The 14,265-nt window shown below is 57.6% G+C and carries 12 protein-coding genes; 2 read left to right on the plus strand and 10 right to left on the minus strand.

Translation table 11 applies throughout. The annotated features are described in order from the left end of the window. Window positions 1–806: 806 nt before the first annotated feature. From FTE24_RS09035 to FTE24_RS09045, 3 genes are all read right to left on the minus strand, one after another. The gene (locus FTE24_RS09035) at window positions 807–1,556 is read right to left on the minus strand and encodes a hypothetical protein (RefSeq protein WP_150232392.1); all 750 of its coding nucleotides are present in this window, start codon (window positions 1,554–1,556) and stop codon (window positions 807–809) included. 285 nt (window positions 1,557–1,841) lie between these two features. Then, window positions 1,842–2,867: a hypothetical protein gene (locus tag FTE24_RS09040; protein ID WP_150232394.1), complete on the minus strand. Its 1,026-nt coding sequence runs from the start codon at window positions 2,865–2,867 to the stop codon at window positions 1,842–1,844. 49 nt (window positions 2,868–2,916) lie between these two features. Further along, window positions 2,917–3,663, minus strand: a complete 747-nt coding sequence (locus tag FTE24_RS09045; protein ID WP_150232396.1) for a spermidine synthase — start codon at window positions 3,661–3,663, stop codon at window positions 2,917–2,919. Between the two features lie 179 nt (window positions 3,664–3,842). On the opposite strand from FTE24_RS09045, the gene FTE24_RS09050 reads away from it, so the two are divergent. After that, window positions 3,843–4,448, plus strand: a complete 606-nt coding sequence (locus tag FTE24_RS09050) for a TetR/AcrR family transcriptional regulator (RefSeq protein WP_150232398.1) — start codon at window positions 3,843–3,845, stop codon at window positions 4,446–4,448. 168 nt (window positions 4,449–4,616) lie between these two features. Beyond that, the gene (locus FTE24_RS09055; protein WP_141448496.1) at window positions 4,617–5,849 is read left to right on the plus strand and encodes an MFS transporter; all 1,233 of its coding nucleotides are present in this window, start codon (window positions 4,617–4,619) and stop codon (window positions 5,847–5,849) included. A 438-nt stretch (window positions 5,850–6,287) separates the two neighbouring features. Here FTE24_RS09055 and FTE24_RS09060 read toward each other — a convergent pair whose 3' ends face one another. The 7 genes from FTE24_RS09060 to FTE24_RS09090 form a co-directional block, all read right to left on the minus strand. Next, a complete protein-coding gene (locus FTE24_RS09060; protein WP_141448495.1) occupies window positions 6,288–7,157 on the minus strand; it encodes a cation diffusion facilitator family transporter in 870 nt (289 codons plus the stop codon). A gap of 444 nt (window positions 7,158–7,601) precedes the next feature. Beyond that, window positions 7,602–8,606: a class II fructose-bisphosphatase gene (gene glpX / locus FTE24_RS09065; RefSeq protein ID WP_150232400.1), complete on the minus strand. Its 1,005-nt coding sequence runs from the start codon at window positions 8,604–8,606 to the stop codon at window positions 7,602–7,604. 88 nt (window positions 8,607–8,694) lie between these two features. Next, complete coding sequence (locus tag FTE24_RS09070) at window positions 8,695–9,498, minus strand: pyruvate, water dikinase regulatory protein (RefSeq protein WP_150232402.1); 804 nt, start codon at window positions 9,496–9,498, stop codon at window positions 8,695–8,697. Between the two features lie 18 nt (window positions 9,499–9,516). Further along, window positions 9,517–10,158: a CBS domain-containing protein gene (locus tag FTE24_RS09075; protein ID WP_150232404.1), complete on the minus strand. Its 642-nt coding sequence runs from the start codon at window positions 10,156–10,158 to the stop codon at window positions 9,517–9,519. 302 nt (window positions 10,159–10,460) lie between these two features. Beyond that, window positions 10,461–11,744: an MFS transporter gene (locus FTE24_RS09080; protein ID WP_150232406.1), complete on the minus strand. Its 1,284-nt coding sequence runs from the start codon at window positions 11,742–11,744 to the stop codon at window positions 10,461–10,463. Between the two features lie 153 nt (window positions 11,745–11,897). After that, on the minus strand, window positions 11,898–12,371 hold the full coding sequence (locus FTE24_RS09085; protein ID WP_150232408.1) for a MarR family transcriptional regulator: 474 nt from the start codon (window positions 12,369–12,371) through the stop codon (window positions 11,898–11,900). Window positions 12,372–12,491: 120 nt separating this feature from the next. Further along, entirely contained in the window at window positions 12,492–14,213 is a 1,722-nt protein-coding gene (locus FTE24_RS09090) for a methyl-accepting chemotaxis protein (RefSeq protein WP_150232409.1), read from the minus strand. Window positions 14,214–14,265 lie beyond the last annotated feature (52 nt).

Below are 14,265 nucleotides of genomic sequence, written 5' to 3' on the forward strand. Positions count from 1 at the left end.
TACCAACCGATTCTGAACATTTTCTGAACAAGCCCCCACTTTTTGGTGCATCACAGCTGTGCGGATAAAAAGGGGCGGCCGCGCCAAGCGAATCTTTTATTTATTAAAATAACTTCCCCGAACCCCCAGTCTCCAATCGTCCAATCGTCCACCCCCAATCCCCGCACTCTGAAATCGTCCAATCGCACCCCGGCTCCGCCCGTGCCCCCAACGCCCCGCGCCTAGCGACCCTTCATCTTTTATTTTTTAAGATTTTAATCTCTTTATCTCTTTATCTCTTTATCTCTTTATCTCTTTATCTCTTTATCTCTTTATCTTTTTATACCTATCTCGATCTCTATCTCTATCTCTTTATACCTATCTCCCGATCCCGCCCCCCAATTAACTGCCAAAACCCCTCTATTCGCCCTCCTCCCCCGCGCCCATCCCAATTAACTGCCCAAATGCACCTATTTCGCCCGAAAACAGCAAATCAATCCCCTTTCCCACGAATTAAATGTATTCTTGCACTTATTCCCGAAAAACCAGTGTTTTCGCCCGAATTAACTGCTTTCTCGCATTTATTTCTATAACGTTTTTAATTTTGTCCGAATTAGCTTTTTTTCAAGCCGTCTATCCTCATGCGATTCTTCATTCGTTAGACATAGCGCTCATAGAATCGAATATGAAAAAACCTTTCGATGGTCGCTAAATCGACGATTGAAAGGTTTTGAATTATATGCAGTTTTAGATCATTCCATTCAATCCGTTCGCTGCTTTACATCGAATAATCAAGCAATGATGTACGTTCACTTAGGATTAAAGCTTTATTTGTTCGTTGAATATTCGTCTACGCTAAAAGTTAGGATTTTATCAAAAATTACATAATCTTTTCTGGAAGTGAAAGGACCTTTATTATTCAAGTATTTGTCTATGCCGAATCTTGATGATCCAGTCCCAGCACTACGGGAGTCGTACCAATTGAGAAAAGCATTTATGTCATTGATCGGTAGATCATATTCTTTTTCAAGTCCATTTACCATTTCGATTACTAAAATTGCGCGATTCTCGGCAGGCTCTGGTTCCGGCACGTAATTTGTAGCAAATACATTAAACTCATAAACGTTAGGGCCACTGCCGCCTCCACGATAACCTACCGTAACATATTTGACTCCAGAAGCCTTATCGAAATTCTGTTTCTCATTAGATTCAACTGAACCTTTATAGTCGACATAACTAATTAATTTTTTATCTGTTGTCCAGAATGCAATGCGCATATCTGCTATTGAAGATGTATTCAAAATGAAGCTATTTAATTCTTTTACTTCCTGAAGTGTGAAAAAAACGACCGATCCACAATCCTGACTGTTAGTCAAACCAAGAAAAGTTTCTTCATTGTTATCTGTTATGGCAAGCGTAGAATTCGAGCAAGGAGTAAGTGCAGCTATATCGCTTGTATTTCTGGACTTCCATCCTTCGTGTTGATTGAGCACACCCCCATTATAAGCATAAGTAGATTGTGCTGAAATTAAGAAAATGAATAAAAAAGCAAGAATTAATCCGCAAATTTTTTTCAAAAAAATCACTCTCTTTCTTTAATTTAGTAAACATAGTTTATCATAAAAAATGATCGCTATCTAGCTTTAAATTTGCTTAATCAAAGAATTATCAGGCTAAAGCAGATGCGCGCCAATACTCTTTGCCTCGCGTTTCAACACAAAAAACTCTTACTACGGTTTATCGTCCGAATAAGAGTTTTCCCAAATTGTAATCTATTCAAAAAGTAGAAATAAATTCTCAAGTGCTTTCCCTCATATTATTAACCTTAAAAATTCTAAGATTCCATTTGGACGTCTAAACTCTCATTCTCCCGCGTCCTCCGTCAATGCTTCCCATACGGAAACGTCCGTCCCGCACGCCGGGCAGACGACCCGGCCGCCCAGCGACGCGGCGGCGGCGGTCGCATAAGCGCCGAACCGGGCGGCTTCGCGCGCCAGCGCCCGCAATTCGGGCAGCCCTGCCGTTTCGTCGGCCGGCCGAATTCGCGACGAACCCCCGACCTGCACGGGAACGAACACGGGATCTTCCGCATGGACGATCCATGAACTTCGCTTTTCTTTTCTCGTCTCCGCTCCCGACTCTTCGCCTGCCTCCGGATCTTCCGGCCAGATGTACCACGGCACTTGGCAGGACGGGCAGGCGCCAGTGTATTCTTCGCCTTCCGGAAAACGAAACAGCAGACGCGCATTCTTCGTCCGTCCGGCATACGCTTCATGCGCCGCGAGCCGGTACACGGCGTCGGAATCACCCTCCGAGTCTCGCTCGGCTTCCGCGGCCCCGGCCCTTTCCTCACCGCCATCCTCGGCCTCCGCCCAACACGCATTACCGGCCCTTTCCACGCCTCGCTCGGCTTCCGCGGCCCCAGCCCGCTCCGCCCCGCTATCCGCGGCTTCCGCTCTACCCGCACCACCCTCCGCCTGCCGCAACCGTCCCAGCCGCTCCAATCCCTCGCGGTATCCCCGCGCAATCCGCTCCACGATTTCGGCCTCAAGCTTCGGCTGCCGCTTCCGGCGGAACTCGCCGGAAGACGCGATATCGCGCGGATCTGCTCCCGATTCCCGGCTCGCTTCCATCCAGCCGCACAGGATGTACAGATCGGCCCGCACCTGCGGGTCCGCCGCGTTCGCGGCCATGCGCGCCAGATGCGGCACAGCCGCAAGCGTCGCCGTATAGATCGTGCCTTGATGCAGCAGCAGCTCCATCAAAGCCTCGCGCCGTTCGCTGTCGGACGCGTCCGGTTCCAGCTCCCGCACTAGGTCCGCCGCCTCTTGCCCGCCTCCGTAAGCCGTAATAAGCCGCTGCCAGGCGGAATCGTCCAATGCCAACATGCCCAGCCCTCCTCTCGCTTCCTATGCCGCTTGGCACGCTTCAATCCGTTCAACCGAACATCTCGTCCGTCAGCACCGTGCCGCGTTCCGGGTCGTCCCGCACAAAGCCCGCCATCTGCCGCAGCTTCGCATCGACGATTCTGTTCGATCCGACCAGAATCCGGTTCATCGGATCACGCGGATCGTCTTGCGGCAGCGCAAACCCTTTGACATGGGGAAAAACGTCGCCAAGCGTCGCCCAGACCGCTTCCGTATGCACGTCGCGCCGGCCCCGGCCGAACATGTTGATAAGGATCGCGCCGCGTTCGTCAAGCTTGTCCGCCGCCGCTTGGAAACATTCCCGCGTAAACAGATGCCACGGCACGCCTTTTTCGGTAAAAGCATCCAGTACGATATAATCCAGCGAACCGTCCGCTTCCAGCGATAGCAGTTCCCGCCCGTCGCCGACTTCCGCCTGTCCGTCGTATCCGAAATACAGCCGGCTCAACTCGATCATCTTCGCGCTGATCTCCGCCGTCCGGATCGTCCGGTCCGCAAAATGCCGCGAGATCGTGCCGATCCCGTGCCCAATCACGAAAGCGCGCTCGAACGCCGGATCGTTCTGCTCCATCAGATGCACGATCGCCCGCGGATATTCGAGCACGATTCGCTCCGGGTTGTCCAGATCGAGCGCGCCCTGCGCGTCTCCGTTGGCGAATTCCAGCACGCGAAAGCGGCCTTTTTCCCCGTATAATTCCTGCGTCTCATGGACGCTGATCACGCTTCCCCCGTCTCGTTCGCGGTGCAGCAGCTTCATGGATGTCGTCTCCCCCTGCCCGATTCGCTTTTGGCCAAGCCGCGATCGGGTGCTCATTGTTCCCATTATAGAAAAAAAGCGCCGGTTCGGCAAAAGATCGCTCGGCTGCGCCATTGCCAAATCCGAAGGAAATATGATACGATACTGAACGAAAGTTCAGTAAACGGAGGTTAGCCATTTTGAATAAAAAACAGCTTCAGAGCGAGCAGACGCGCAAACGCATCGCCGAAGCGGCCCGGCATCTTTTCGTGCAAAAAGGCTACAAAGCGACTTCGATCGAGGATATTACCGCCGCGACGGGAAGCAGCAAAGGCAATATTTATTACCATTTCAAAAGCAAAGAAGGTCTGTTCCTGTACCTGCTCGACGAGTGGGACCGGGATTGGTTCGATAAATGGCAGGACAAGCAGCATCTGTACGGCAGCGCCGCCGAGAAAATGCACGGCTTCGCCGAGCTGCTCGTGATCGAAGATCTCAACCATCCGTTGACCCAGGCGGCGGACGAGTTTTTCGGCGGAGAGATCGAGAGCGATATTATGGAAAAATTGTCCGCCATGACGGCCGACCATCTGCGGTTCAACCAGAACCTGATCCAGTCCGGCATGGACAGCGGCGAATTCAGGGCCGGCGACGCCCAACAGCTCGCGCTCGTGCTCGAAGGACTCGTCATCGGACTCAGCCGCCTCTCGCGGCGCTACAACTCGAACATCGACGAAGCGCTGGCCACGTACCGCCTCGCGATCGACGTCCTGCTGAACGGCCTCGCCAAATCGCCGCACGCTTAGTGCGGCAAGGCTCGAACGGGTAAAGGCCGCGCGGTGAGCCAAGCCGTATCCCATGCCTCACGCCTTCCGCAGCTGCCCGTCTTTTTACAGACCGAACGTTCAGTCTTTCAAATTTTCACAAGTATCGCCACTTTTCACCCATATGATGAATACGGAGGAACCTTTCCCATGTCTTTGATGCTTCGCAACCGGGCGGCCCTGCTGCTGCTCATGTTCAATATTTTCCTCGTCTTTACCGGAATCGGGCTGGTCGTGCCGATCATGCCGACCTACATGAACACGCTGCACATCGGCGGCAGCGTCGTCGGCCTGCTCGTCGCCACGTTCTCCGTCTCGCAGCTGATCTGCTCGCCCGTCGCCGGCCGCCTGTCCGACAAGCTCGGCCGCAAAAAAGTCATCATCGCCGGCATGCTGATCTTCGCCGTGTCGGAATTCCTGTTCGGCATGGCGAATGCGCCGTGGCTGCTGTTCGTCTCGCGTATCCTCGGCGGCGTCGGCGCCGCGCTGATCATGCCCGCAGTCATGGCGTATACCGCCGACATCACGTCCGACGAAGAACGCGCCAAAGGCATGGGCTTCATCAACGCCGCCATCACGACCGGCTTCATTATCGGTCCCGGCATCGGCGGATTCCTGGTCGAGTTCGGCATTCGCGTACCGTTCTTCGCCGCCGGTATCGCCGCCCTGATCTCCGGCATCGTGACGCTGCTCGTCCTGCCCGAATCGCTCAGCGTGGAGCGCCGGGCCGAGATCGCCGCAGCGTCGGTCGGCAAACGCGACAGCATGCTCAAGCAGCTGCTCACGTCTTACCGGACGCCGTATTTCCTCAGCCTGATCATCGTGTTCGTCAGCGCATTCGGACTGGCCAACTACGAGACCGTGTTCGGCTTGTTCGTCGACCACAAGTTCGGCTTCACCGCGCGCGACATCGCGATCATCATCACGTTCGGTTCGATCGCGGGAGCCGTCGTCCAGGCGACGATCTTCGGCTGGCTGCTCAACCGGTTCGGCGAACAGTTGGTCATCTCCGTCTGCCTCGCCGCGGCCGCGCTGTTCGTGCTGCTGACACTGTTCGTGCACCAATACTGGCTGATCGTGACCGTAACGTTCGTCGTGTTCCTCGCGATCGACATTCTGCGTCCGGCGATCGGCACCCAGATTTCCCGCCGCGCCGGCGATCAGCAGGGCTTTGCCGCCGGCCTGAACTCCGCCTACAGCAGTCTCGGCAACATCGCGGGACCGATCGTGGCCGGCAGCCTGTTCGACGTCAACATCAATTATCCGTACGTATCCGCCGCGATCGTGCTGTTCCTCTGCTTCCTGCTCGTCCTGTACGTCGGACGCAGCGACCGCAGACGCGCCGCACGGTTGGCGGGACCGCAGTCGGTCGAGAACACGTGAGCAGATATGCGTATCGATTCGGCCGGGTGCGAGAACGTAGAGACCGCGCATTGTGAATAAAAAAAAGGATTTCGGCTCTCCCCGCGCGGAGAGAATCGAAATCCTTTTTTTACATGGACAAAATACACAGTTGATGCGGTTCGTGCAGTCGACCACGGCGATCACGGCGATTCTGTCAAAATAACTGCGAGACAACACTTAATTCGTGCTTTTCAGCCGGATTTATCGAAATAACTGCGACACGACACTTATCTTCGCAAAATATAGCTCTTTGACGGAAAAAGGGGCGATTTAGTTGTCGTTACGCAGTTATTTGCTCAGAAGAAGACTTCAGGCTCAAATAACTGCTTTTTCGACGTTATTTCGCCTTGCGTCCCGCCGACGCCTGTTCGCCCCTTAGACTGTTCGACTGTTCGACTGTTCGACCGTATCGCTCGTTCAATTCTTGGGTTCCACGTGCACGCTGACAAAATGGATCTGGTGCTTGTCTTTCATCACCGCTTCGATCCGGTCGGCGATATCATGCCCTTCCACCAGGCTCAGGTCGCGCGGCACTTCGACCACGACGTCCAGCACCGTCTGGCTGCCGTTGACGCGCGCTTTGACTTCCCGCACTTCTTCGACGCCGCTGATGCCTTCGATCGTGCCGCGGATCTCCGCCAGTTCCTGTTCGTCGAAGCCGTCCGTCAGCCGATGCAGCGAATCGCGCAAGATCTCCCACGCCGTTTTGCAGATGATCAGGCCGACGACGAATGCCGTCACGACGTCCAGCCACGGCAGGCCGAGCTGCGAACCGAGAATGCCGATTGCCGCGCCGAGACTGACGAGCGCATCGGACAGATTGTCTTTGGACGCCGCCATCAGCGCCTGGCTGCCCGTCTTGATCGACAGGTCGCGATTGTAGCGGTACACGCCGTACATTGCGATCGCGCACGCCAGAGCTACCGCGGCCACCCACGCTTGCGGCGCTTCGCCGCTGCCGGTCGTCAGCGTTCGCGCCGCGCCGACCAGCACCTCGAACCCGACCAGCGCCATGATAACGGACGCGATCAGCGCCGCAACCGTCTCCGCGCGAAAATGGCCGTACGCATGGTCCGCGTCCGGCGGTTTGCGCGAAATTTTGAGCCCGATCAGCACCGCGACCGAAGCCACGATGTCTGTCAGGTTATTCAATCCGTCCGCCTGCAGCGCGCTGGACAGAAACAGATATCCGATCGAAAGTTTGAGCGCGGACAAGATCAGATAAGCAAAAATGCTGACCCAGGCTCCCCGTTCGCCCTCTTTGATTTTCTCGTATACATCGACCATGGTCCTGCCTCCACACCCGTATTTCCGGAACGCTGTCCATCATAACAAGCCAGTCGGCAGTGGGTCTAGAGAAACATTATAGCCGCAGGGGAACGTTGTAAGCCCCGCGAAATAGTCTGTTGGCGGCTAAACTTTGTTGGCCGGAGGCAAGACGGAGGGCCGGCAGCAGGCCGGGCCGACGGCCGCAGCAAAAAAAGCCCCGCCCGGAAGGCGGAGCAGGAGCAGGAAGCGGCGGAGACGGATGTTGGCGGCGAACCGCAAAATGCCGTTTGCGGCTTGGCGGTGGCGGCTTACGGCCTGTGGCCCGCCGTTTGGCCTGCGCCTTGCGGCCTGCCTCTTGGCGTCCAGTTTGGCGCTCGCTCTGCCGTTTAGCTTACGGCCCGTGGCCCGCCGCTTGGCACTTGCGGCCTGCACTGCGGCCACCCGCCGCCAAACCCTCCCGGCTTACAGCGAAGCCGCCTGCCCGATCGGCGGCAGTTCCGCCAAGCCGGCCGGGAACCGCTTCAGCGGCAGGTAGTGCATGCTGCGGATATAGCGCACCGTGCGGCTGCTGGCCCGCATGATGACGGAATGCGTCTCGGCGCGGTCCGCGCCGATCAGGCGGACGCCGTCGAGGAACTCGCCGCTCGTGACGCCGGTAGCGGCGAACAGCACGTCGCCCGTGCCGGCCATGTCGGTCAGCGTCAGCACGCGGGAAGGGTCTGCGATGCCCATCGAGACGCAGCGCTGCCGCTCGGCCGGGCCGCCCGGCAGCAGGCGGCCCTGCATGTCGCCGCCGAGGCAGCGCATCGCCGCCGCGGCGAGGACGCCTTCCGGCGCGCCGCCGGAACCGAGGTACAGGTCCACGCCGCTATCGGGCAGCGCGGCCGCGATCGCGCCGGCCACGTCGCCGTGGCCGAGCAGCTTGATGCGGACGCCGGCGCCGCGCAGGCGGGCGATCAGATCGGCGTGGCGCTCGCGGTCGAGCACCATGACGGTCAGGTCCGACAGCGCACGGCCCGTATACTGCGCCGCTTTTTGCAGCGTCAGCTCGACCGGATCGTTCAGGCTCAGCTTGCCGGCAAGTTCCGGGCCGCAGGCCAGCTTTTCCATATAGATGTCGGGCGCATGCAGCAGGCTTCCCTTCTCCGCGATAGCGATCACGGCCTGCGCGTTGGGCAGACCGGCCGCCACGACTTCCGTACCTTCGAGCGGATCGACCGCCACGTCCACTTCGGGACCGTCTTTGCTGCCGACTTTCTCGCCGATGTACAGCATCGGGGCGTCGTCCATCTCGCCTTCGCCGATCACGACCGTTCCGTCGATAGAGACGGAATCGAACATCGAACGAATCGCGGTCGTCGCCGCGCCGTCCGCCGCGTTTTTGTCCCCTCTGCCGATCCACTTCGCCGCCGCCAGCGCACCGAGTTCCGTCACACGCACAATCTCCAGGGTCAATTCACGTTCCATTTCCATTCCCTCCATTCATAAGGTTCAATCCTTTGATCCAGTCCTTTGATCCAGTCATTTGATCCAATCATAAGGGCGGGTCGTTCGGTCAAAAATTGCCGAGAATCAGGCTGGCCGTTTCTTCGATCGCTTTGTCGGTAATATCGACGACCCGGCAGCCGAGACGCGCATACAGCGCTTCGGCGTACTCCAGTTCTTCGCGAATCCGCTCCAGGCTGTCATACTGCGAGCCGACCGGCAGTCCGAGCGATTTGAGGCGTTCGGAGCGGATGCGCAGCATCGTCTCCGGCGCGATCGTCAAGCCGACCAGCCGGTCTTTGGGCAGGCCGAGCAGCTGCTGCGGCGGCGCGATCTCCGGTACGACGGGATAGTTGACGACCTTTTTGCCCCGATGGGCGAGAAAAATGCCGAGCGGCGTCTTCGACGTCCGCGAGATGCCCATCAGCACGATGTCGGCTTCCAGCATCGCGCCGAGATCGCGTCCGTCGTCGCTTGCGACCGTGAATTCGATCGCCTCCATGCGGCGGAAATAATTCTCGTCCATCTTGCGCAGCACGCCCGGACGACGGGTCGGCGGCGCTCCGCTGAACGTGTCGATGAACGCCTGCATCATGGGACCCATAATATCGACGATGCGCACGTCCAGCCGCACCGCTTCCTCGCGGATCGTCTCGCGCAGCTCCGGCTGGACGAGCGTATAGGCGACAAAGCCTTTGTGCTCGGCCGCTTCTTCCATCAGCGCGCGCAGCTCGTCTTCATGCCGCACGTTGCCGTAGCGCTTGATCGAAACTTCCCGATGCTCGAACTGGTGAATAACGGCCTGCACGACCGCTTCCGCCGTGTCGCCGACCGAGTCCGAACAAATCGTAATGCATGACATTTCCTGTCCCATCGTCTGCGTGTCCTCCCGTTACCTTGTCGTTTCAATGTCGAGGAGAAGCTGAACGATAGCCGTCTTCGTCAGTCGTCCCACGATCGCCGCTTTGCCGCCCGTTTCTTCCGAAGCGGCCTCGATCACCGGCAAACTGTCCACCTCGTGCATGATCATTTTGTGCGCCGCTTCCAGCACCGGCTCGTCCGGCGACGTCGTCACGACTTTGGGAATTCGCGTCATGACCATGCTCACCGGCATCGAAGCCGAGCCCGGATTGCCGAGCGTCACTTTGAGAAAATCTTTGCGCGAAGCGACGCCCGTCAAGCGGCCTTCCGCGTCGCAGATAATGAGCGTGCCCACGTCCTGCAGGAAAAGCGTCACGACCGCGTCCTGAATGGTCGTCGTCTCCCGGATCAGGATCGGGACGGTCTGGATATCCCGGACTTTCGCTTCCCGCATCCGGTCGCTGCCGCCGCTTGCGCCCGCCGATTTGCGGCCGGGGAAATACCCGACTTTGGGCTTGGCGTCCACGTACTCCAGCATGACCAGCAGCGACAGATCCGAACGGATCGTCGGCCGGGACAGCCCCAGGTTCTCGGCGATCTGCTCGCCGGTGATCGGGGCGTGCTTGAGCACGATGTCCACGATCTTAAGTTGTCTTGCCGTCAATTCGATCACGGCTACCCTCCGATTTCCCGCATTCGCCTTCTTTCGCTTCAAGGAATGACGTTCCGCACGGCCGCCGCTGCCGGCGCCGGAAAACAGTCATCCTCTGCGTATCCATATAATACGACATTAATGCGATAAATGAAACATATATGACGCATTATATCTCTATAATCTTTACTTATGCGACTCTAAATTAATATTTATAAGTTAATTTCGGTGAAATGTGACGGAAATATCGCATTATGACGTTCTTTATAATCCATACTCTTTTCCAAAAAAGCTCATAACGACGGTTTTTCGGGGACTTCCGCTCAGAACGCCATCCGTTTTGCCAACTGCTTGCGGCGCAATACGACAAATGCGGCAGCGATCAGCAGCATGCCCATTACCGCCGGCGCGGCATGGCCGAGCAGAACGTACGCTTGTCCGCCCGCAATCGGTCCGATCATTCTCGCCAACGCCTGAACGGATTGGCTGCCGCCTTGAATTCTGCCTTGTTCGCTTGCGTCCGCGGCTTTGGAGAGCATGCCGTTGAACGCAGGGCCGAAGATCGAATCGCCGAAGCCGAAAGCGAGCATGCCGCAGATCAGCAACGGATACATCGAGAACCAGGACGAAGCCGCGATCAGGCCGTAACCGACGATCTCCGCTCCCATGCCCAGCCTGGCAATCTGGCGATCTCCGAGTTTCTTGAGCAGCTGCGGCATGATCAGACCCTGCGACAGAATGTCCTGAATGCCCATGATCGAGAACAGCAGCCCGATCCGCACAGGGTCCCAATGGAACGCGTCGATCGTGAACTGCGAGAAGATGGCCTGCAGCGAACCGTTAGGCACCCAGAGCAGGAAAGCCGCGATCAGCAGCCTTTTCAATTTCGGCGCGGAGAGCAGAGCCGCAAGCTGGCGCAGCGGATTCAGTTCGGCGACCGCGATCCGCTCCGACCTGCGGTTTTTGTCCAGGCTTTCTTTCATGAAAAAAAATCCGAACGCCGCATTGCACAACGTCACGACCGCTGCCGCATACATAGGAACCGCATATCCGAAGTTCGCCAGCAGCCCGCCGAGGGAAGGACCGATCAGAGTGCCGGCTCCGACCATCGCGCCCATCCAGCCGAAATACCGGGTACGCTGGTCGCCGGGAATCGTATCCGCAAAATAAGCGAACAAGGTACCGATGACTCCGCCCGCCAATCCTTCGAGGATCCGCCCGGCGAACAGCACCCATAACGCCCCGCCCATACCGAAAAGGGCATAGCCGATCGCGGACACCGCCAGGCAGATCAGCAGCAGCGGACGGCGTCCGTATCGGTCGCTCAAAGCTCCGATTCCGGGCGCCGCCGCGAAGACGCACAACGCGTATACGGAAGTCAGCAGCGTCACCATGATCGCCTGATTGCCCGGATCGGTGTAAGGCAGGACGAGGAACGGAATGACGGGCATCATGATGCTGAAGCCCATCCCGCACAGAAAGACCGACGCCAACCCGAACAGCAGCGCTTTGCGGTCTACGGACAAATTTGCGGTCTTGTCGGTGGCGCGCGGTATTACGGATTCGGAACGGGACTCGCCGCGACTCCGGTTTTTGGATTTGAACATGTACAGATCCCCTTATCGTTTTCATTTTGTTTCCTAGGAAGTAAAATGAATGTATCATGTTTTTCCTTCCTGGGCAACAAAAATAAAAAAACAACCTTTCTCCGTAGAGTCGGTTGTCCCTGATTGCTTATTCGATTCACGCGGCCGGCTGACTTATTCCGCTTTGGTCCCGAGTCCCTGCTTGCGAATTTCTTCGTCGAGATGCCGGCCGTAGCTTTCCATGAAACGAAGCATGCCGTCGAACTGTTCCGCGGTCACCTGCTCGAATACGACTCTGTCGCGTTCGCGGAATTCCTCGTGCAGCTCCTCGTGGATCCGATACACGTCCGCTCCCCGCTTCGTCAGCCGAAAATAGATTTCTTTTTTGTTATCCGGTTTCTTGTAACTTTCGACCAGCCCTTTGCGGATCAGCTTCTTCATGATTTTGCTGATCGCGCCGCTGGTCATGTAGAGTGCCGACGCCAGTCGAGTCACGTTGGGGTCCGTATGCTTGCCTATATATTCGATGCAATGCACTTCGGACGATTGGTGCTCGTTCAGGCTCGCTTCCAGTTTGGACTTGTTCAACCAGACCCATTTGCTGAACAACTCCGTAAATTCCGTCATGACGCGTTCTTCTTGATTCATGCTCGTTCCTCCCGCCTGTCGATCCATGTTCTTGTGATCAGTATAAAACAAAAAAAGAAGAAACGCTTTCCGGCGTCCTTCTTTTTCCCCATATCTTAACTCTGCGCCTACCCTCTGCGCCTACAGCTTGAACTTCTCTACCGAACGGGCCAGCGTCTCGATGCCCGCTTTGGAAGACCGCACGCCGCTCAGCACGTCGGAAGCGCTGCCGGCAGCCACGCTCGCTTTTTCCGCGATCGTTCCCGTGCCGCTTGCTCCTTCGCTCGCCGACTGGGCAATCTCGTCCGTCGCTTTGACCAGGCTCTCCATCGAAGCGAGCAGCTCCTCGGTCGTCGCGCTGAGGTCGGTCGAACGCGCCTCCGTATCGCCGGCGCCGATCGCGTATTCTTCCGTCGCCCGCAGCATCAGGGCATAATCGGTCTGCACGCTGTCGGCAAAAAACGTCAGCAGGTTCTCCGAGTTCGATTTGAGGCTGCCGACCGAATGGAGGACCGCTCCGGTCACTTCCTGGATCTCGTCGGCCGCCCGCTTCGAATCTTCCGCGAGCTTGCGGATTTCCGCGGCCACGACGGCGAAGCCACGGCCCGACTCGCCCGCTCTCGCGGCTTCGATCGACGCGTTGAGCGACAGCAGATTCGTCTGCGCCGTAATCTGGAGAATCGACTCGGCCAGCAGCGTGATCCGTTCGACCGCGCGGGAGTCTTCCATCGCCTGTTCCAGGTTGGCTTTGACCTCTTCGTAGGAAGCGGTCCCGTCGTCGTACGATTTCTGGAACGTCGATTTCAGCTCCGAAGCCCGGCTGCTCAGCCGTTCGGACGACTGGGCGCCTTCCTGCGCCTTGACCGCGATCGACTCCAGCGCCCGGCCGATCTCGGACGACGTGCCGCTGATGCTGCGCGTGGAGAACGACGTCTGCTCCATGCCGGCGGACAGCTGCTGCGTCGTGGCCGAGATGTCCTGCACGCTGTCGTCCAGCTGCGCCATGCGTCCGGAGACGTCGTCCATCACGCGCTCGATGCCGAGGCTTTCGCGCTGCACGTCTTCGATGATGCTGCGGAACTGCTTGCGCGCTTCCGCTTCGGCCCGGATCAGCACCGCAAACTCGTCGCCTTCGTCCAGAAAGCGCTCATAGCTCGTATCGTATTTGAGATCCAGCTCGGCCGTTTTGCGAATCAGGCTGACGGCGATCGCCGTACGCTGCTTCACGTTGCGGATCACCAGCAGGCCGACGACGGCCGAGACGGCCAGCGCCGCGGCCAGCACGATCCAGATATTGTGCTGCACCTGCTGCTGGTACGCCGTGCTCTCGGCAATGACGTCCGTGCTGTACAGCTCCAGAATCTCTTCGATCTGGTTGATGTCTTCGCGGGCGGCGTCGAAACTGTCCATGGAAACTTCCGTCCCGCCCGCTTTCCAGGCCGCGAACTGCGTCTTGAAATCGTCGAACAGCGCGAACGCGGTCTGTCCCGACTCCGGATGGACATAGCCTTCGAAGCGTTCCGGATTTGTTTTGAGAATCGCTTCCGCTTTGAGCACGCGTTCTTCCGTCTGGGCCGCGTTCTCGTCGTAATCGGCCTGCAGATCGGTCAACGCCTGTCCGGCGGCGCCGTCCAGATTCTGCTGGGCGGTCAGCGCCTGATAAAAGTCGCGGTCCGCGTTCAGCAGCCAGGTGGTGCTCTGATGGGCTTCGTTATACAAACGCTCGATCAGCCGGTCGGAGAGCTGGGACACCAGACTGACGGACAAGGCGGCCAGCAGGATCAACCCCAGCAGCGGCGGGGCGAGCGGCAGGAACATTTTGAAGCTGAGCGGCATGTTATTGAAACGAAGTCGTTGGCGCATACGGGTTCACCCTTCCAATATAAAAAGATCTTATTCTCCATATCGGCAAATT

This window comes from Saccharibacillus sp. WB 17 (assembly GCF_008634075.2).
Classification (GTDB): Bacteria; Bacillota; Bacilli; order Paenibacillales; family Paenibacillaceae; genus Saccharibacillus; species Saccharibacillus brassicae.